Here is an 18,655-nt window from a genome sequence, read left to right on the forward strand (position 1 = left end):
TGCGCTCCCTTCAGGCAAAAAAACAGCGTTCAAGGTTACCCCTTGAACGCTGTTTTTGTATTCGTCGTTCGTACCGGACTCAAGGACGATAAATAATCGCCGAACCCCATGACAAACCGACGCCGAAACCACTGATCGCGATGCGACTCCAGTCGGAATCCATCACGTGTTTTTCCAGCAGCAGCGGCACACTGGACGACACGGTATTGCCGGTCTCGACCATGTCCTTGATGAACTTCTCCGGCTCGCCTTCGAAGCGCCGCGCCACGGCGTCGACAATCGCCGCACTGCCCTGGTGGATGCAGAAGGCATCGATGTCATCGGCCTTCAGGCCGGAATCGTCGAGCAGTTCGTGCAGGTGCGCCGGCACCTTGAGCAGCGCAAAGTTGAACACTTGGCGGCCGTTCATGAAGAACACGCCATCGGTGACTTTCAAGTGCGGTGCGCCGGAACCGTCGGTGCCGAACTTGGCCTTACCCAGTGCCCAGACCGGGTCTTCGCCCATCCAGGTGGCGGTAGCGGCGTCGCCGAACAGCATGGTGGTGTTGCGATCTTCCGGATCAACGATTTTTGAATACGGGTCAGCGGTGATCAGCAGGCCGTTCTTCAAACCGGCAGCTTCCATGAAGCCCTTGATCGCGTAGATGCCGTAGACGTAACCGGAGCAGCCCAGGGAAATATCGAACGCCGCGACATTGGTCGGCAGCCCGAGCTTGTCCTGGACGATGGCTGCGGTGTGTGGCAGGCCTTCCTCGTCACCGTTCTGGGTGACGACGATCAGCGCATCGATGGATTCACGTTTCAGTTCAGGGTTGTTGGCAAACAGCGCATTGGCCGCTTCAACGCACAGATCGGAGGTTTCCTGTTCCGCGTCTTTGCGTGGGAGGAAGGCCGAACCGATCTTGCCGAGGATGAATTCTTCATCCTTCTCGAATTTTGCACCTTGTGCGTAATTGTCCACGCCGGCTACAGGAACGTAGCTCGCAATGCTTTTTATGCCAATCATTACGGCTTCCCAATAATAAACAGCCCAATACCACCGCTCGCAAGGATTCGAGGGGCGCCGACAAACAGAAAACGGCCGCCACAACGGGCAGCCACGGGGAGCGCAAAGGGCTATCACTGGAACCGAAAACGGGCCAGGCGCCATCTCCCCGGTCATTACAATACAGTGAAGATGCGCGTTATGACTCGCAGGTCACGCTATTTTGCCGAATCGGTGACAGATCGGGTCATTCGACCAATGACCAGTCCAGCGGTGTACCGCGTTTGATCGGCTGGCGCGCGCGGCGCCCGAGGACGGCATCTGTGTGCTTGGGCGGCAGACCGAGACCGGGACGAATGGCGCGCAGATTGGCCGCCGTGAAGGGTTCACCGGCCGCCATATCGGCCGTGACGTACAGCGACCGGCGGTAGACCAGCGACTTTTTCTCAGCCTCGGTCACGCCGTAATGGACCTGGCCCATGGCCTGCCAGGCGCGTTCGGTCTCGACCACCAGGCTGGCCAGTTCCGCAGGTTCCAGCGAGAAACTGGCGTCCACCCCACCGGCCGCACGGTCGAGGGTGAAGTGTTTTTCCACCACCGTCGCACCCAGCGCCACCGCCGCCACCGATACGCCGACGCCCATCGAATGATCGGACAGACCGACCTCGCAGCCAAACAACTCCCGCAGATGCGGGATCGTGCGCACGTTGCTGTTGATCGGGGTCGCCGGGTAGGTGCTGGTGCACTTGAGCAGCACCAGATCCTTGCACCCCGCTTCACGGGCGGCGCGCACGGTTTCGTCGAGTTCGGCGATGCTGGCCATGCCGGTGGAAATGATCAACGGTTTGCCGGTCGCCGCGACACGGCGGATCAACGGCAGATCGGTGTTCTCGAAACTGGCGATCTTGTAGGCCGGCACATCGAGGCTTTCAAGGAAGTCCACGGCGCTGTCGTCGAACGGTGTCGAAAACGCGAGCATGCCCAATTCCCTGGCCCGGGCGAAGATCGGCGCATGCCATTCCCAGGGCGTGTGGGCCCTTTCATACAGGTCGTAGAGCGAGGTACCGGCCCACAGACTGTTCGGATCCTTGATGAAGAACTCGCCTTGCGCCAGATCCAGGGTCATGGTTTCGGCGGTGTAGGTTTGCAGTTTCAAGGCATGCGCGCCGGCCCTGGCCGCCGCTTCGACAATCTGCAAGGCGACGTCCAGCGACTGGTTATGGTTGCCGCTCATTTCAGCGATGATGAACGGCGGCGCATCGGCACCGATCCGGCGGTTGCCGATCTTGAAACTGCTCATTGACGGGATTCCTTCAAAACCTTGGTGAACGCGCAGGCACTCTGGGTGAACCCGGCGTCACGAAAAACATTCATCGAGGGCTGATTGGCCGGCAACACCTGGGCGGTGATGGCGGTCATCTGCGGCCAGTGCCCAGCCACGAAGGCTTCACCTTGCGCCAGCAGCGCCCTGCCCCAACCCAGGCCGAAGCGCCCCTCGAGCAGATACAACGAAACCTCTGCCTCAAAGCCGCGCAGGTCGTAGCGCAGGACGCCGACCGGGCCGTCATCCGCTTCGGCCACCAGCAGCAGCCGCTGAGGATTGCGCAGGCTCGCGTCCAGCCAGTTCACGTGCTGCGCCCAATCAATCTCAGCGCTGTCCAGCGACCAGCGGCGCACCGCCTCGGCATTGCGTCCGTCGAACAGCAACTGCGCGTCATCCGGCGTCGCCAGACGCAACGTGAGCACCGCGCCGGCCAGTGCCGCCGCTACCCGCAGCGCACCGCGTCCGTCGACCAGTTGCCGCGAACGCTCGGCCAGGCTCTGGCGCAGATAAAAATTGCCCACGACAAAGCCGATGGCATCGCGCAGTTGCTCGACGCTGACCTGCTCCCGCGCGCCCATGAACACATGCGCGCCGGCCGCCGCCATCACCTCGCCGTTGGCCTGCTGGTTGTTCGACACCGCGATGCAGATCGTCGGCAGGCCCAGGGCCGCGCGTTCCCAACTGGTGCCGCCGCCGGCGCCGATAAACAGGTCGGCCTCGGTCATGCGCCGATGAAAATCGCTGACAAAACTGTGCAGCCGCCAGTGCGGCCGCGTTTCGGCCAGCGCCTGCATCTCTGTCCAGGCCGGGTTGTCGGCACCGGCGACAAAATCCACTTCAAGCCCGGAAAAATCCGCCAGCGCCAGCATCGCGTGATGAGTCTGGCGCGCCGCATCGAAGCCGCCGAAATTCACCAGCACCCGGCGCGCCACCGGTTTGATCTCGATGGCCGGGCCACTGAATTCTTCGCGCAGCATGGCGAAGCGCGGGCCGAGCAGCGTTCGGCACCCGGCCGGCAACAGCGGCTGATAGTTTTCGCTGAGCCCGGAAAGGTTCTGATTGAGCAGCAGATTCACGCTGTAGCGCCGGGTCGCCAGATCGTCGACGGCGGCAATCCGTGGTGCGAAGCGACGGGCAGCAGTCTGCCAATGATGATCGAGGCCGTAATGGTCGGCGATCACCCAGTCAAATCCGGGCTGCCCTTCCAGCTGCGCCGCCAGCGCATCGATATCCGCCTGCCACGGCAGCATCGATTCGATGGCCTGCTCCGGGTCTTCACCGGCATAGCGATCCGGCAACGCGAAGGTCTCGAAGCCTTCGCTCTGCAACGCATCAAGCCGATGCCCCGGCAAACGACGGCAGGCGAACGCGACATGGCTGCCTTGCGAGCGCAACACCCGCGCCAGCGTCAGGCAACGGGCGATGTGGCCGCTGCCGATGGTCGGCGAGGCGTCGGCGCGGATCAGCACTCTCATTGCAGCTCTCCACCAGCCTTGAGGGCGGCGTAAAGGTATTCGGCGCGCTTCCAGTCTTCGACGGTATCGATGTCCTGCACCAGATACCGGGGCAGGATCACCGGCAGACTGGCCGACGAATACAGCACCTCGCCACCCACCCAGGCCTCGCGGCGCCCCCAATAGAACTGACCGGCATCCTGAAAGGCAGCCGGCAGATCCTGCGAACGGGTATTGCGAAATTCGGGGTACAACGCCGTCAGCGCGCCCTGCCCGTCGAGGGTCAGGGCGCGCTGCACCGGGAAGCCGAAATCGGTGACCGAAAAAGCAAAGGACTTGTCCGGATGCTGCGCCAGCAACTCAAAGCCCTGACGCAGAAACCGCGCCTGCAACAGCGGCGCCGTGGCGTACACACAGCAGGCGTAATCGAAGGCTGGCAGTTGCTGCAAGGCATGCGCGATCACCGCCGCAGTGCCGGTGAAATCATCGGCCAGTTCCGCCGGACGCATGAACGGCACGTGAGCACCGCTGGCCCGCGCCACGTCTGCGATCTCTGCGTCGTCGGTGCTGACCACCACTTGCTCGAACAACCCTGAATCGAGGGCCGTGCGAATCGAACGGACAATCATCGGCACACCGTCGAACGGCTTGAGATTCTTGCACGGGATGCGTTTGCTGCCCCCGCGGGCCGGGATGATTGCGACGTTGTTCAAGGACGTTTTTCCAGCAGGAACCAGGTGATGTCGTCGACCGGAAACTGCGGATCGCGGTGATAACCGAAGCCGTAGTCCAGCAGTTGCAGATCAGGATAACGGTCAAGCATTTCCCCGGCAAAATCACGCTTGAACAGCTTGCCGCTGTTGCCGCGATAGGACACTTCCACCGGCGAGGGATTGTAGTACTCGGCGATCAGGATGTAGCGCGAACTCAGCTCATACAACTGCGCATACGCCGTCGGCAACAGCTCCGGTGCCAGATGGATGAGCACGCCTTTGCTCAGGGTCAGGTCGTATTGGCGTTCACGGGGAAAGTCGAACAGCGAGCCGTGCCAGATGTTCGCAATCTCCAGCGCTCGGGCCTGGGCGCAGGCACTGGCATTGATCTCGACCCCGAACAGCTCGCAGCGCGGCAGCAGCTGACGCAGCGCCTGCAGGTTGTTGCCGGCGTTGGTGCCCAGTTCCAGCAGGCAGTCGATCCGCCCGGTCCGGGTCAGCGCCTTGGCGAACAACGCCAGATTGGCCGCCACCAGTGGCTGGCCGACGTTGCGTTCAACGTACTGGTTGCCGAATTCGCCCTGCCAGAATTGTTCCTGCTCGCTCAGATCGCGCATTACCGTTTTCCATACCCCGCCGCAGCGGCACTCATTCAGTCAACCGACGCAATTGCTCGACCACGTAGTCCTGCTGCTGATCGCTCAGCAACGGGAACAGCGGCAGACTGATCGCTTCGGCGTAATAACGCTCGGCTTCGGGGAAGTCACCCTCGGCGAAACCCAGGTCACGATAGTACGGCTGCAAATGCACCGGAATGTAGTGAAGGTTCACGCCGACGCCGGCGGCACGCAAGCCTTCGAACACCTGACGATGGCTGAGGCTGATGCGCTCGGTCTGCAGACGCACCACGTAAAGATGCCAGGCCGATTCGGCCTCCGGCTGGGTGCTCGGCACAGTCACCGGCAAGTACGCCAGCAGACGGTCGTAACGCGCGACCAGCTCCCGGCGACGGGCAATGAAATCGTCCAGTTTGCCCAGCTGCGAAAGGCCCAGTGCGGCTTGCAGATCGGTGATCCGGTAATTGAACCCCAGCTCGACCTGCTGGTAGTACCAGGGGCCGTGACTGGGCTCGGTCATCTGCTGCGGGTCGCGGGTCATGCCGTGGCTGCGCAAGCGTTGCAGACGCTCGGCCAGTTCCGGGCGATTGGTCAGCACCATGCCGCCTTCGCCGCTGGTGATGATTTTCACCGGATGGAAGCTGAACACGGTCATCGCGGCAAATGCACCGCAGCCCACCGGACGCCCGGCATAGCTTGCGCCGACCGCGTGGGAAGCGTCTTCGATCACCGTGAAGTTGTAGCGCTCGGCCAGTTCGGCAATTCGCCGCATGTCGCAGCTCTGCCCGGAGAACGCCACCGCCACCAGCACTTTGGGCAGCGTGCCGTCGCGTTCGGCAGCATCGAGTTTGCTCGCCAGAACTTCGGCATCGAGGTTCCAGGTCAGCGGATCGATGTCGACGAAATCGACGTCGGCACCGCAATAGCGCCCGCAGTTGGCCGACGCGAGAAAGGTGTTCGGCGTGGTCCACAAGCGGTCGCCCGCGCCCAGCCCTGCCGCCAGACAGGCAATGTGCAGCGCCGCCGTGGCGTTGCACACCGCCACGGCGAAGTCGGCCTGGCAACGCTCGGCCATCGCCTGCTCGAAGCGTTCGATGGTCGGGCCCTGGGTCAACCAGTCGGACTGCAACACCTCGACGACCGCGTCGATGTCCGTCTGGTCGAGGCTCTGCCGACCGTAAGGAATCATACCGACAGCTTCGCGTGCAGCTCGGCGATCTGCCCCACCGAGAGGAAGTGCGGGTTGGTGTCGGAGCGGTACTCGAAATCTTCGCCGACCGGCACACCACGTTCGCCGAGTTTGTCCTCGGCAAAGTCCACGTCGACGCTGGTAAAACGAATCGACGGCTGGATCGTGTAGTGATCGGCAAATTCCAGGGTCATCCGCGCATCGTCCAACGGCACCATCAGCTCGTGCAGCTTCTCGCCCGGACGAATGCCGACGTTCTTGTGCGGCAGATGTTCGGCCATGCCGCGCGCGAGATCGACCACGCGGATCGACGGGATCTTCGGCACGAACACTTCGCCGCCGTGCATCCGCGCAAAGCTGTCGAGCACGAACTGCACGCCGTGATCGAGGGTGATCCAGAAGCGGGTCATGCGCTCGTCAGTGATCGGTAGCTCCGTCGCGCCATCGGCGATCAGTTTGCTGAAGAACGGCACCACCGAACCGCGTGAACCGGCGACGTTGCCATAGCGCACCACCGCGAAACGCGTCTGCTGTTCGCCGGCAATGTTGTTGGCCGCGACGAACAATTTGTCCGACAGCAACTTGGTGGCGCCGTACAGGTTGATCGGGCTTGCGGCCTTGTCGGTGGACAGCGCAACGACTTTCTTCACCCCGTTGTCGATGGCGGCGGCGATGATGTTTTCCGCGCCGTTGACGTTGGTGCGGATGCATTCAGTCGGGTTGTATTCCGCCGCCGGCACCTGCTTCAACGCCGCGGCGTGCACCACGTAATCGATGCCGCGCATGGCCTGACGCAGACGATCGGCATCGCGCACGTCACCGAGGAAGTAACGCATGCACGGCGCGTTGAACGTCTGCTGCATTTCGTATTGCTTGAGTTCATCCCGGGAGAACACCACCACGCGCTTGGGCTGGTATTGCTCGAGCAGGCGCGCGATGAACTTGCGCCCGAACGAGCCGGTGCCACCGGAGATGAAAATCGATTTACCGTTGAACATGTCTTGAATCCTGTTCCTTGTGCGCCAGACCTAGGCGATCAATTGCGCCCAGTCCAGCGAAGCACTGTCGTTCAGCACAAAGCCTTTACCAGTCAGGCTCAGGTTGGCGTTGTACGCCTGATCCCGGGCGAACGCCGCCGCCCATTTTTCCTGCAACGCAGCCAGTGCCTGATCAGCCTGGGCGATATCGCCCTGATGGATGACTTGCACCGATGGCGTCCAGACAGTCAGGTAGCCGGCCTGACCGGCTTTCAGGCACAGGTCGACATCGCTGAAGCCGGCAGCGAACGTGCTGTCGTCCAGACCACCCAGAGCCTCGAACAGTTCTTTGCGCACCATCAGGCAAACGCTGGAGACCGCCGAGTAGTTCTGGTCCACGGACAACCGGTACAGATAGCCTTCGGCGTCGTGTTTCTCGCCGATGAATGCCGAGCCGACACCACCGTTCATGCCCAGGATCAGGCCGGCCTGGCTGACCTTGCCGTCGCGATCGACCAGCTTCGGACCGACCACGCCGATTTCCGGACGCAGCGCATGGTTGAGCAGCGAGTCGAGCCAGTTCGGATTGACCACCTCCGCATCCGCCGCCAACAGCACCAGAAACTCGCCTTGAGCTTGCTGGCTGGCCGCGTTGCACAGCGCAGCCGTGCTGAGCGATTGATCGGCGCGCAGTACGCTGACTTTCGGATGCTGATAAGTCCCGAGCCAGTCATTGACCTCGGCCGATTGCGAAGCGGTGGTTGCAATCAGGATTTCGTACTTGTGATAGCGGGTGCGCAACAGCACGCCTTCCAGGCACCGTTGCAAAGCGGACAGATCGTCCCCGGCCGGAATAACGATCGAAACCAGAGGGCGATCGCTATGGTGATAATCGATCTGGTAGAGCCCCGGCACCGCCGACGTGACCTTGGCCTTGTAACCGCGATTGCCCAGATGACGCAGCAATGCCAGACGCTCATGCGGATTCTCTTCCAGCTCCGGCGCCTGAGTGATCAGCAACGGCTCATCGAGGTGCGCCAGGCTGTTCAGGCCACCCTGTTCAATGATGCGCAGCAGCAGATCGAACTCCAGCGCCTTGCTGAAATCGGCGCGGTAGCCGTCAACTTCCAGCAACACTTCACGCCGGATCAACCAGTGCCGCGCCATCAGGCCCGGCAGGCTCAACAACAGGTCGAGATTGAAGCCCGGACGGAACACATCCATCAGCGCACCGCTTTCCCGGCGCTGAATCTCGTCCGTGGAAACGGCGCTGATACCGCCGGCATTCATCAGTTCCAGGCTGGCGCGCAACAGGCCGCCGGCAGTGAACTCATCGCCCGCCTCAGCCAGAAGCAACCAGTCGCAAGGCGACTGACGAGCACTCTGGTTGAGCTTGTCGACGAGATTGTCGGGGGTCACGCGGACAAAGTGCAGAGTGTTCTGCGCAGTGGTCGCCGCCGGTGCTTCACCGGTGGTGAACACGACAATGCGGAACGCCTTGCATTGACCTTCGAGCAGGCTGTCGAGGCTGACCTGCAACTTGTCGATGTCGTCATCCATATCCAGCAGGAAGATGCCGAACTGCGGGCCACCACCGTTCACGGCCAGATGCTCGGCAATCGATTCGATCTGCCCCGCATCGGCTTGACGCGACTCCAGCCACTTGAGCAGACGACCGGACTGCATCTGGTCGAACACCTGATGGTGATCGGCGACGGTCAGCGTTTCCATACGTGCGATCCAGTCGCGCATCTTCAGCGCTTCCTCACCTTCGCCGGACAGCTCCAGTTGCTCGGCCAGGCGCTTGGCAACGGTGCGGTTGAACGCATTGAGGTCATGGGCCTGCCACAGGCGGTCGAGCACGCTGGCCGGGGTGTCGTTGTTGCGCGATTGGATCAGGTGCGCCTGACGCGTCCACACACCCTCGAGTTTTTCCAGTTGAATGCGCCCGGCCGGCATCGCGTGCAGCATGAATTCGAACTGCTCCAGACGATCGAAGAATGCCTGGTTGTAGAACGGCATTTCGACGTACTGCAGGGGGCCGAAGCGGCGGTCCGGCCGCTTGAGTTCCTGGTTCCAGGTCGACTGGATAATCAGCTCCGCCGTCAGGGCGCGGCCGCTTTGCAGACTGTCGACCATCGCCTCGAAACTTTGCAGGGCAAACGCCTTGCCCTGCTCTGCATTCAAGTCCTTGATGCCGGTCGGCAGACCCGCCAGGAACACGGCAAAGGCTTCGCGTTCGGCCACGGATTTCGCATCGATATAGGTCAGCGAGTGGTAGACCTCTGTGCTGTGCTCGGAGTTGCCATAGTTGATCTCGCGTACCACATACGGGATCGGCAGGATTCGCGCCTTGGCACTCGCCAGCAGGAAATACACATGGCCGATTTCCTGCCACTGGAAACTGGTGCCCGGCGGCAATGCCGAGTGCCAGGTTTTCATCAGGTCGGTACGGGTGACCGCGTAGAACGGCGGGATGTACTGACTCATGTAGTCGACGACGCGGTCCTGCGCCCGTTCGGACGCATAGTCTTCCTGCACTTTCTTGTCGCGGCGGTAGTAGCTCACGCCACCGCCCAGCGTCAGGTACATCATGCAGTAACCGTGGCACATGCCGTAATCCGGATTCGCCTGCAGGAAGCCCACCGACTCGGCCAGCGAATCGTGCAGGATGAAGTCGTCGTCGGCTGCCAGCACCATGTACGGCGTGGTCAGTTGCTCAACGCCATAGGCCAGCTTGGCCTGCATGCCCCAGTAGGCGAACTGCGGCACGTGGTGGTAATCGACTGCGGAGAAGTCGCCTTCCGGCCGCTCGGCCGTGGAGTCCAGCACCATGATTCTGCAGGGCAGGCTGCTGTAATACTTCACCGCCCGACGCAGGAACGCCGGACGATTGTGCGTAATCAGCACTACGGTCAACAGCTCGTTGAGCGGTAGCGTCAGTTCAGAACTGTACTTGCCTTGCATAACTTCTCTCCACAACCGGCGACTCGCCGAGACAACGCTTTGGTGATGTTGCGAATTAACGAACGCGGCGCAGATAGCCGTCCGGCGCCACGGTGATCAGCAGCTTGTTCTGCAGCTGAACATCGATCTCGAAATCCTTGTTCTCTTCCAGGTATTTCCACACGGCGGTCTTCGGGTTGTCGCCCGGGCCCCATGGACGATCCGGGAAGAAATCGGCCGGCATGTCTTCAACCACGGTGTCCATCACCACGCAGTAGCTGTCGACCGACACCAGTGGCGCGTAGAGGCGCAGCTCTTCGAGCACGTGGTCGTGGGTGTGGTTGGAATCGAGCACCAGAATGACTTTCTTGCCTTCGGCAGCCGCGCGGACCTGGGCAGCGATGGCCGGGTCGATGCTCGAACCTTCGATCATCTTGATGCGCTTGCTCATCGGGTGGCTTTCGATGGCTTCGCGGTTGTGTGGACGGATGTCAAGATCGATGCCCAGCACTTCGCCGTGACCTTGCAGCTCCAGCAGGGAGGCGTAGTAGATGATCGAACCGCCGTGGGCGATGCCGCACTCGATGACCAGATCCGGCTTCACCTGCCAGATGATTTCCTGCATGGCCATCATGTCTTGCGGCAGCTGGATGATCGGACGGCCCATCCACGAGAAGTGGTAGCTGTATTTGTGCTTAGCCGATTCGTTGAAGAAATCGCGGGCCAGGCCGGTGAGTTTCTGGTCGTCACCCTGCTGGGCGATCTGCTCGCGGCATTCGGCTTCGAAAGCTTTGTTGATGCTGTTGTCGGTCATTTTCAAAATCTCAAGGGTCACTGGAACGAAGCGCTGTCGACGGCGTGATAGACGTAACGTCCACCGGTCATCCGCTTGATCTCTTCGAGGTAATTGGAATTCATCACAAACAGGTTGGCGCCCTCGGGCAAGGCGTCCATCGCCTCTTGCGGCGAGGACACCCGGGCGCCGCTCAGGGGCAGGTAACGCCCCTGCTTGGCCGGGTTGATATCGACCACGCGATCCACCGCCACGCCGGCGCGTTGCAGGAACAGCGAATAGATCACGCCTTTGGACGAGGCGCCCCAGATCGCCGAACCCTGCTCGGGCGCGCCCTGGATGATTTGCACCGCGCGCTCGAGGCTGGCGGTGAAATCGTCCGGCAAGGCCAGACGCGGCACCGGTTGTTTCGGGGTCAGGCGCAACGTGGCGAGGTCAGCGACGATGTACAGGTACTGGCCGCCGAACAGGTGACCGGCCTCGTGCACGGTGCCGAACATCCGGCGCAGGTCATCGAGGCGGAAGTAATTGACGTGCTCGTAGAACAGGTCGAACCAGGCGCGGTGCTCGAGGATCCAGTCGAAGCACGGCACTTCGATGTAGATCTGCCCGCCGCCCTGATTGGCTTCGGCGATCACCGCCAGAAAGCTCAGCGGATCCTGAATATGTTCCAGCACATGACGCAGCACGATGGCGTCCGCCTCAAGGCCCAGACCTCGGGTGAACGGGGCCTTGATCACGTCGGCGTTCTCGCCTTCGTAGGCCGGGTCGATGCCGGTGATCTGGTAGCCCAGGCCTTTGAGCAGCTCCAGGAAATAGCCTTTGCCGCAGCCGACTTCGATCAGTTCCTGCCCCTTGAAGTGCCGCGCAATGATGCCTTCGACATCGCTCAGGTGCTTCTGGAACTGGCCGGAATGCGCCTGTTCGTTCTGGTAGTCGGCGTCGTAGCTGAGCTTGTCGGCGTCGAACGCCGCATTGAAGATCAGACCGCTGCGCTCATCCTGCACCAGCAACATGTCGGCGCTGGCCGATGCCTTCGCCGATTCGGGATCGGCAAAGGTGCGGTTCTGCAGCACCGGCAGGTCGGTGACCCGATACAACTCGTGCCTCATTGCGGCTCTCCCAATAACTGTTGCAAGCGCTCGGTCACCGCCCAGAACGCCAGCGGTTCGTGGGTCGGATACGGGTAATGGCCGAGGTTCAGGCCGATGGTCGCGCCGCGCTCACGCACGCGCTGTTCGACCAGCGCCCGCACCGAAACCGGCTGGCCGCTGGCGCAGTTGATCGTGCCGTCGAAATCGCGTTTATGCAGGATCGCGGCGAGGTACTCGGTGGCCGTTTCAATCGCCAGGAAGTCCCGCAGCTGTTCACCGGCGGACATGTTGAACGTCGCATCGCCGGCATCGATTGCCCGGTCCAGCGCCGCCAACAGACTGTTGGGGTTCTGCCCGGCGCCGTGCAGGTAGAACAGCCGTGCCCATTGCAGGGTGAACGAATGCTCCTGCTGCAGATTCTGCAAAAACAGGTGCAGGGTGTGTTTGGCCAGACCGTAAGGATTGGCTGGCTGCGCGTCGTTCTGTTCGCTCAGCGGGCCGCTCTGCATGCCGTATTCGAAGCAGGTGCCGGTCACCAGCACCTGCTTCACGCCCGCCTCTACCGCGCCTTTGATGAAGCGATAGTCGGCCATCAGGTTGTGCTCGAAATGGAACAGCGCCCGATAGTTCGGCAACCCCGGCCAGGCTAGGTGCGCGAGTGCATCGACGCACTTGGTCAGCGCCGCGACATTCAGATCCGTCGCGTGAATATCCGCGCTCACGAACTCGACGTCATTGATCCACGGCATGTCCGCGGCTTTCTGCGCGTCGCGCGCAACCGCCCGCACCGTGCAGCCACGCGCCAGCAACGCTGCGACCAGATGCCGACCGACGAAGCCCGTGGCCCCGGTGACCAGAACCTTCACAGCACGCTCAACTCAGGCACGGCGATCACGAAGCGACCGTCCCACTGACGCACCTGGGCCAGTTGCTGACTGACTTCGTGCAACAGGTTCCATGGCAGTACCAGTACGTAGTCCGGTTTCTCGATATCGATCTGCGCCGGCGCGACAATCGGAATGCGGCTGCCCGGCAAATACTTGCCCTGCTTGTGCGGGTTGGCATCGGCGACCCAGGCCAACAGATCGGGTTTGACCCCGGCGTAGTTGAGCAAGGTGTTGCCTTTGGCAGCGGCGCCGTAGCCCACCACACGTTTGCCGTCGGCCTTGGCCTGCAACAGGAAACGCAGCAGATCGTGCTTGATGCGCTCGGCAGCCGGCGCCAGCGTCGCGTAGTACTCGGTGGTTTTCACCCCGGCGTCGAGCTCGGCCTGCAACTGCTGTTGCACGGCCGGCTGCACGACGCGGCGTTCGCCGTCCTTGCGCTGGACGAACACCCGCAGCGATCCGCCATGGGTGGTCAACTGGCTGACGTCGAACACTTCCAGACCGTTGCGCTCGCACAGCGTTTGTACGGCGGTCAACGACAGGTACGAATAATGTTCGTGATACAGCGTGTCGAACTGCGCGCCGGCCATCAGCGTCAGCAGTTGCGGGAATTCGAAGGTGGCGACGCCGGTCGGTTTGAGCAGCGTGGCGAAACCGCCAAGGAAATCGTTGATGTCCGGCACGTGAGCGAGCACGTTGTTGGCGGCCATCAGGTCGGCGGCCCAGCCTTCGCTTTTCAGCTGAGCGGCGGTGTCGCGACCGAAGAACAGTTCACGGATCTCCAGGCCTTTTTCCCGTGCCGCCTGCGCGGTGCTGCGGGTCGGCTCGACGCCCAGGCATTGGATGCCGCGACCGGCCACGTATTGCAGCAGGTAACCGTCGTTGGCCGCGACTTCCACCACGCGGCTGTCGGCGGTCAGGCCAAAGCGCTCGACCATCTCGGCCACATAACGCTCGGCGTGGGCCAGCCAGGTGCTGGAGAACGAACTGAAGTAGGCGTATTCGGCATCGAACAGGCTGTCGGCAGAGGTGTAATCCTCGGTCTGCACCAGCCAGCACTCCTGGCACACGGCGACCTTCAGCGGCACCCATTGTTCGGCCTGCTCCAGCCGATCGGCATGCACATAGGCGTTGGACGGTGGCGAGGTGCCGAGGTCGATCAGCGGCAGGCTCAGCGGTGCGGCGCACCCACGGCAGTTCATAGACGCACTCCAGCAAAGTGTTGATCGAGCGCGGGATGGCTGGAATCACGCGCTGACAAATTATTGACAGGCAACGGCCAGGCGATCGCCAGCCGTGGATCGTTCACCGACAGTCCGCCCTCGTGCTCGGGCGCGTAATCGGCGCTGTGCAGGTAAAGCAGCTCGGCATCCTCGGTGAGGGTCTGGAAACCGTGGGCGAAGCCGGCCGGAATCAGCAGGCTGCGACCGTCGCCGGCCTTCAAGTGCTCGGCGTGCCAGTGCAGGAAGGTTTCGGAATCCGGGCGCAGGTCTACCGCCACGTCCCACACTTCACCGCGCAGGCAGGTGATCAGTTTGGCTTCCGGCGCATTGGCGTTCTGGTAATGCAGACCGCGCACACTGCCCTTCTCGCGGGTGCAGGAATGGTTGATCTGGCGGATGTGAAATTCACTGCCGAACGCCTTCAAACTGCCCTCGCAGAACAGCCGGGCGAAGTGCCCGCGCTGATCTTCGAAGCGTTTGTGCTGGACGCTGAACAACCCGGCCAGCGGCAACGGTTTCAAGGAAAACTCGCTCACAGCGCGCCCCGGTACAGGTTCAGTTGGCCGAGAGTCACGGTGCGCATGTCGTCGCCGTTCTGCCACGCCAGGTGCCAGTCGAGGGTCTGGGTCAGGCATTGCTGCAACGTCCAGCGCGGTTGCCAGCCCAGCACCTGACGGGCGCGGCTGCTGTCCAGGCGCAGCAGACCGGCTTCGTGCAGGTCACTCTTTTCGAGGCGCAGACCACGGGCCTGTGGCCAGCGGTTGGCGAGCAGTTCGACCACCTCACCAACGCTGCACATGTCCGCTTCACCCGGGCCGAAGTTCCACGCACCAGCGTATTCCGGGCCTTCTTCATAGAGCCCGGCGGCCAGTTGCAGGTAGCCGGCCAGCGGCTCCAGCGCGTGCTGCCACGGGCGCACGGCTTGCGGGTAACGCAGGGTCACCGGCTCGTCGGCCGACCAGGCTTTCAGGACATCGGGAATCAGCCGTTCAGGGGCGAAATCACCGCCGCCCAACACGTTGCCGGCGCGCGCAGTGGCCAGGGCCAGACCATGCTCGGCGTACTTGTCGGCCGGGAAGAACGACGCGGCATAAGACTGCGCCAGCAATTCACAGCAGGCCTTGCTGCTGCTGTAAGGGTCGTGTCCACCGAGGGCTTCGTCCTCGCGATACGGCCACAGCCATTCCTTGTTGGCGTAGACCTTGTCGGTGGTCACCAGCACGCAGGAACGCACGCAACCGACCTGACGAATCGCTTCGAGCAGGTTAAGGGTGCCCATGACGTTGCTCGAATAAGTGCCGAGCGGATCGCGATAGCCTTCGCGCACCAGCGGCTGGGCCGCCAGGTGCAGAACGATCTCGGGCTCGGTGTCAGCGATGATTTCGAGCAAGGCGCCGAGGTCACGCAGGTCGCCGCGCTGATCGTTGATGCCTTCGCTCACGCGCGCCAGTTCGAACAGGCTCGGCTCGGTCGACGGATCGAGGGAAAAACCGCTGACTTGCGCGCCGAGGCTTTGCAGCCACAGGGTCAGCCAGCTGCCCTTGAAACCGGTGTGACCGGTGACCAGAACCCGCTTGCCGCGCCAGAACTCAGGACTCAGGCCCATTGCTTCCATGGGGCCTCCCCGCTCTGCCACAGTGCTTCGAGATGGTTCTTGTCGCGCAGGGTGTCCATCGGATGCCAGAAACCTTCGTGTTCGAAGGCTTTCAGTTGTTCGTCCTGGGCCAGGCGAGCCAGGGGCTCCGCTTCCCAGGTGGTTTCGTCACCGGCGATGTACGACAGCACTTTTGGCGACAGCACGAAGAAGCCGCCATTGATCCAGCCGCCGTCGCCGCGCGGTTTTTCGGTGAAGCCGAGGACCTGATCGCCATGGCGCTCAAGGGCGCCGTAGCGGCCCGGCGGCTGCACGGCGGTGACGGTCGCCAGACGGCCGTGGCCCTTGTGGTAGTCGACCAGTTGCGCAATGTTGATGTCGGAGACACCGTCGCCGTAGGTGAAGCAGAACGCCTCTTCATCCTTGAGGTAACGGCCGGCACGCAGCAGACGGCCACCGGTCATGGTTTCCTCGCCGGTGTCGATCAGGGTGACGCTCCACGGCTCGCTGTAGTTCTGGTGCACGTCCATGCGGTTGTTGCGCATGTCGAACGTGACGTCGGAGGTGTGCAGGAAGTAGTTGGCGAAGAAGTCCTTGATCGCGTAGCCCTTGTAGCCAAGGCAAATCACGAAGTCGTGTATTCCGTGGGCGGAATACTGCTTCATGATGTGCCAGAGAATTGGCTTGCCGCCGATCTCGATCATCGGCTTGGGCTTGAGGTGCGACTCTTCACTGATGCGCGTGCCGAGGCCACCCGCCAAAATAACTGCCTTCATCGTCTCCCCTCTTCTACGTCACAGGGCTCGGCCTCGCTGTTGCAGGCCTTTGCGGCTGAACCTTTGCCAGTCCGGGCGCAGGTGAATGACCGCGAGCGCTCGTTTTATGGCGATTTGAGGGGGACTTGCAGGAAACGCGCCAGCTCCGCCAGCACCGCGTCGGCGAGGAAATGCAGGCATGAAAAAAGGGATGAATCCGTTGCCGGACTCATCCCTTCATCAAGCTACTTCAATCAATCGGGCGGATCAGCCAAACATCGCGAACCCATCGATCGTGGCCGGCAGGTCATAGACCTGGCCGTCAGCGGTCTGCAGATGCTCGATGTTGTTGTACCCACCCACATACCAGTCCACCAGTTTCACGCCATTGGCCGGCACACCGCTGCTGCCGTCATTGGCGCCGTGCAGGTAGGCATCGTCGCCGACACGCGTGACGCTCAACTGACTGAGGTTGGCAACGGTGTTCATGATCAGGGTGTCGTTGTAGCTGCTGGCCATATCCTGAATGGATACCAGGCCGGGGGCATTCACCACATAGGTGTCATCGCCATCGCCACCAATCAGCGTATCGTTCTGCGGCGCCTCGCCATCCAGACCGGAGGCCAGGCCACCGTAAAGAATGTCCGCACCTGCGCCACCGTGAATGAAATCGTCGCCAGCACCGCCTTCCAGAATGTTGTCGCCCCAATCACCTTGCAGCACATCATTGAAATGGCTGCCACGCAGGTTTTCGATGTCGATGTACGTGTCGTAGAGGGCGATACCGCTCTGCGGGCCCCAGCCGAGGGAAACGCTCAAACCCTCAGTGCTGTCTTCGTAGCTGACGGTGTCGACACCGGCTCCGCCTTCGAAGCGATCGGCACCCGCGCCGCCGAACAGGACGTCATTGCCGGCGCCCGAAACGATGACGTTGTCACCGTCATTGCCGTAGCCGGTGAAGTCCGCCGTGCCGGTGTAGGTCATGTTTTCAATGAACGGATCCATGTGCATCGACGACAGGCTGGTGTACACGTGGTCGGTACCACCAAAGAGGTCCGTCTCGACGATGCTCACACCGGCGCTGTTGATGATGTACACATCGTCGCCCCTTCCACCTTCCAGTGTCACGCCCGCGACGTTGGCGGTGAATCGGTCAGCGAACGGCGTACCGATGACTTTCTCGACGTTCAGCAACGTGACATCCGGACCTGCATGCTGACCAATGCCGATACTGACGCCATCCCAGGAGTGACGGTAGCTCACGGTGTCGTAGCCATCGGCTCCATCGACGATCATGGCGTTATCGAGCAGATACACCACGTCATCGAAATTCGATCCCTGAATCGCCTCGATGCCGGTGAAGGTGTCGCCATAGGCGATGGTCAATGCGTCGAAGTTCTCGAAGTCCAGGACTCTCACACCTTCGAGGCTGTCGGAATAGCTGACGGTATCGAAGCCTTCGCCACCCACGAAGTGATCAGCGCCAGCACCGCCCCACAGCCAGTCATTGCCGGTGCCACCGATGATCTCGTTGTCGCTGGCATTGCCGTACCCCTTGAAGTCGCCCGTGCCGGTAAAGGTCAGCTTCTCGATGAACGGGTCCATCTTGATGGTGTTGAGACTGGTGCGCAGCTCGTCGTAGCCGAGATGGTTTTCCTCGATGATCGTCACACCCTCGCTGCCGACGATATACACATCGTCACCGACACTGCCTTGCAGCGTCACGCCGGCCACATTGCTGGTGAAGGTGTCATTTTGAAAAGTGCCGAAGACCTTCTCCACGCCGATCAGCGTATCGACCTTGCCGTCAGCGGCAGTGACGGTCGTCGAAGCACTGTTGAACTCGACGTTCACGCCCGAGGACAAGGCGTAATAGGTCGCCGTATCGAACCCTTCCCCGCCGTCCAGCAGATCATTGCCGGCGCTTGCCAGCAACACATCATCCGACTCCAGTCCATAGAGTTGGTCATCACCGTCGGTGCCTAACAGGACATCCGCATCACTCGTTCCATTCACTACTGCCATTTGCGTCTTCCTTGCGTGGTTGATAACAGCGCTCGCCTTTCAGGCGTCAAACACACACCTGCAACCGCGTTGCGCGATT

Annotated in this window: 16 protein-coding genes; all 16 read right to left on the reverse strand. The window is 61.8% G+C overall.

Features of this window, described 5'->3' with window-relative positions:
* Positions 1-79 precede the first annotated feature (79 nt).
* The 16 genes from PMI24_RS23235 to PMI24_RS23310 all read right to left on the reverse strand — a co-directional run bounded on the left by PMI24_RS23235 (position 80) and on the right by PMI24_RS23310 (position 18,576).
* Entirely contained in the window at positions 80-1,006 is a 927-nt protein-coding gene (locus PMI24_RS23235; RefSeq protein ID WP_007958310.1) for a ketoacyl-ACP synthase III, read from the reverse strand.
* A gap of 226 nt (positions 1,007-1,232) precedes the next feature.
* A complete protein-coding gene (gene pseI, locus PMI24_RS23240; RefSeq protein WP_007958311.1) occupies positions 1,233-2,285 on the reverse strand; it encodes a pseudaminic acid synthase in 1,053 nt (350 codons plus the stop codon).
* Positions 2,282-3,784, reverse strand: coding sequence for a UDP-2,4-diacetamido-2,4,6-trideoxy-beta-L-altropyranose hydrolase (gene pseG, locus PMI24_RS23245; protein WP_007958313.1), 1,503 nt, complete (start codon positions 3,782-3,784; stop codon positions 2,282-2,284). The genes pseI and pseG overlap by 4 nt, the downstream gene beginning before the upstream one ends.
* On the reverse strand, positions 3,781-4,476 hold the full coding sequence (gene pseF / locus PMI24_RS23250) for a pseudaminic acid cytidylyltransferase (protein ID WP_007958315.1): 696 nt from the start codon (positions 4,474-4,476) through the stop codon (positions 3,781-3,783). Before pseF ends, pseG begins: the two co-directional genes overlap by 4 nt.
* Positions 4,473-5,093, reverse strand: coding sequence for a pseudaminic acid biosynthesis-associated methylase (locus tag PMI24_RS23255; protein ID WP_007958316.1), 621 nt, complete (start codon positions 5,091-5,093; stop codon positions 4,473-4,475). The genes pseF and PMI24_RS23255 overlap by 4 nt, the downstream gene beginning before the upstream one ends.
* Positions 5,094-5,124: 31 nt before the next feature.
* Positions 5,125-6,282, reverse strand: coding sequence for a UDP-4-amino-4,6-dideoxy-N-acetyl-beta-L-altrosamine transaminase (pseC, locus tag PMI24_RS23260; protein WP_007958318.1), 1,158 nt, complete (start codon positions 6,280-6,282; stop codon positions 5,125-5,127).
* Complete coding sequence (pseB, locus tag PMI24_RS23265) at positions 6,279-7,280, reverse strand: UDP-N-acetylglucosamine 4,6-dehydratase (inverting) (RefSeq protein WP_007958320.1); 1,002 nt, start codon at positions 7,278-7,280, stop codon at positions 6,279-6,281. Before pseB ends, pseC begins: the two co-directional genes overlap by 4 nt.
* A 30-nt stretch (positions 7,281-7,310) precedes the next feature.
* Positions 7,311-10,226, reverse strand: a complete 2,916-nt coding sequence (locus PMI24_RS23270; RefSeq protein WP_007958322.1) for a TIGR00180 family glycosyltransferase — start codon at positions 10,224-10,226, stop codon at positions 7,311-7,313.
* Between the two features lie 55 nt (positions 10,227-10,281).
* Positions 10,282-11,019, reverse strand: coding sequence for a cephalosporin hydroxylase family protein (locus PMI24_RS23275; RefSeq protein WP_007958324.1), 738 nt, complete (start codon positions 11,017-11,019; stop codon positions 10,282-10,284).
* A 17-nt stretch (positions 11,020-11,036) separates the two neighbouring features.
* Positions 11,037-12,110: a class I SAM-dependent methyltransferase gene (locus tag PMI24_RS23280; RefSeq protein ID WP_007958326.1), complete on the reverse strand. Its 1,074-nt coding sequence runs from the start codon at positions 12,108-12,110 to the stop codon at positions 11,037-11,039.
* Positions 12,107-12,958, reverse strand: a complete 852-nt coding sequence (locus tag PMI24_RS23285) for an NAD-dependent epimerase/dehydratase family protein (RefSeq protein WP_007958327.1) — start codon at positions 12,956-12,958, stop codon at positions 12,107-12,109. The genes PMI24_RS23280 and PMI24_RS23285 overlap by 4 nt, the downstream gene beginning before the upstream one ends.
* A complete protein-coding gene (locus PMI24_RS23290) occupies positions 12,955-14,181 on the reverse strand; it encodes a class I SAM-dependent methyltransferase (RefSeq protein WP_007958329.1) in 1,227 nt (408 codons plus the stop codon). Before PMI24_RS23290 ends, PMI24_RS23285 begins: the two co-directional genes overlap by 4 nt.
* Entirely contained in the window at positions 14,178-14,738 is a 561-nt protein-coding gene (rfbC, locus tag PMI24_RS23295) for a dTDP-4-dehydrorhamnose 3,5-epimerase (RefSeq protein ID WP_007958330.1), read from the reverse strand. The genes PMI24_RS23290 and rfbC overlap by 4 nt, the downstream gene beginning before the upstream one ends.
* Positions 14,735-15,817 (reverse strand): CDP-glucose 4,6-dehydratase, encoded by a 1,083-nt coding sequence (rfbG, locus tag PMI24_RS23300; protein ID WP_007958331.1) that lies wholly within the window; start codon positions 15,815-15,817, stop codon positions 14,735-14,737. The genes rfbC and rfbG overlap by 4 nt, the downstream gene beginning before the upstream one ends.
* Complete coding sequence (gene rfbF / locus PMI24_RS23305; RefSeq protein WP_007958332.1) at positions 15,799-16,572, reverse strand: glucose-1-phosphate cytidylyltransferase; 774 nt, start codon at positions 16,570-16,572, stop codon at positions 15,799-15,801. The genes rfbG and rfbF overlap by 19 nt, the downstream gene beginning before the upstream one ends.
* A gap of 246 nt (positions 16,573-16,818) precedes the next feature.
* Positions 16,819-18,576 (reverse strand): calcium-binding protein, encoded by a 1,758-nt coding sequence (locus PMI24_RS23310; RefSeq protein ID WP_007958333.1) that lies wholly within the window; start codon positions 18,574-18,576, stop codon positions 16,819-16,821.
* Positions 18,577-18,655 lie beyond the last annotated feature (79 nt).

Source organism: Pseudomonas sp. GM25 (genome assembly GCF_000282255.1).
In the GTDB taxonomy this organism is placed as follows: domain Bacteria; phylum Pseudomonadota; class Gammaproteobacteria; order Pseudomonadales; family Pseudomonadaceae; genus Aquipseudomonas; species Aquipseudomonas aphyarum.

What these genes read in the sequence shown, in the direction of transcription:
- pseC (WP_007958318.1), bottom strand. Translation starts at nt 6,282, where the DNA reads ATGATTCCTTACGGTCGGCAGAGCCTCGACCAGACGGACATCGACGCG.
- PMI24_RS23280 (WP_007958326.1), bottom strand. Translation starts at nt 12,110, where the DNA reads ATGAGGCACGAGTTGTATCGGGTCACCGACCTGCCGGTGCTGCAGAAC.
- pseI (WP_007958311.1), bottom strand. Translation starts at nt 2,285, where the DNA reads ATGAGCAGTTTCAAGATCGGCAACCGCCGGATCGGTGCCGATGCGCCG.
- PMI24_RS23270 (WP_007958322.1), bottom strand. Translation starts at nt 10,226, where the DNA reads ATGCAAGGCAAGTACAGTTCTGAACTGACGCTACCGCTCAACGAGCTG.
- PMI24_RS23255 (WP_007958316.1), bottom strand. Translation starts at nt 5,093, where the DNA reads ATGCGCGATCTGAGCGAGCAGGAACAATTCTGGCAGGGCGAATTCGGC.
- PMI24_RS23235 (WP_007958310.1), bottom strand. Translation starts at nt 1,006, where the DNA reads ATGATTGGCATAAAAAGCATTGCGAGCTACGTTCCTGTAGCCGGCGTG.
- PMI24_RS23275 (WP_007958324.1), bottom strand. Translation starts at nt 11,019, where the DNA reads ATGACCGACAACAGCATCAACAAAGCTTTCGAAGCCGAATGCCGCGAG.
- pseB (WP_007958320.1), bottom strand. Translation starts at nt 7,280, where the DNA reads ATGTTCAACGGTAAATCGATTTTCATCTCCGGTGGCACCGGCTCGTTC.
- rfbF (WP_007958332.1), bottom strand. Translation starts at nt 16,572, where the DNA reads ATGAAGGCAGTTATTTTGGCGGGTGGCCTCGGCACGCGCATCAGTGAA.
- pseG (WP_007958313.1), bottom strand. Translation starts at nt 3,784, where the DNA reads ATGAGAGTGCTGATCCGCGCCGACGCCTCGCCGACCATCGGCAGCGGC.
- PMI24_RS23290 (WP_007958329.1), bottom strand. Translation starts at nt 14,181, where the DNA reads ATGAACTGCCGTGGGTGCGCCGCACCGCTGAGCCTGCCGCTGATCGAC.
- rfbG (WP_007958331.1), bottom strand. Translation starts at nt 15,817, where the DNA reads ATGGAAGCAATGGGCCTGAGTCCTGAGTTCTGGCGCGGCAAGCGGGTT.
- PMI24_RS23310 (WP_007958333.1), bottom strand. Translation starts at nt 18,576, where the DNA reads ATGGCAGTAGTGAATGGAACGAGTGATGCGGATGTCCTGTTAGGCACC.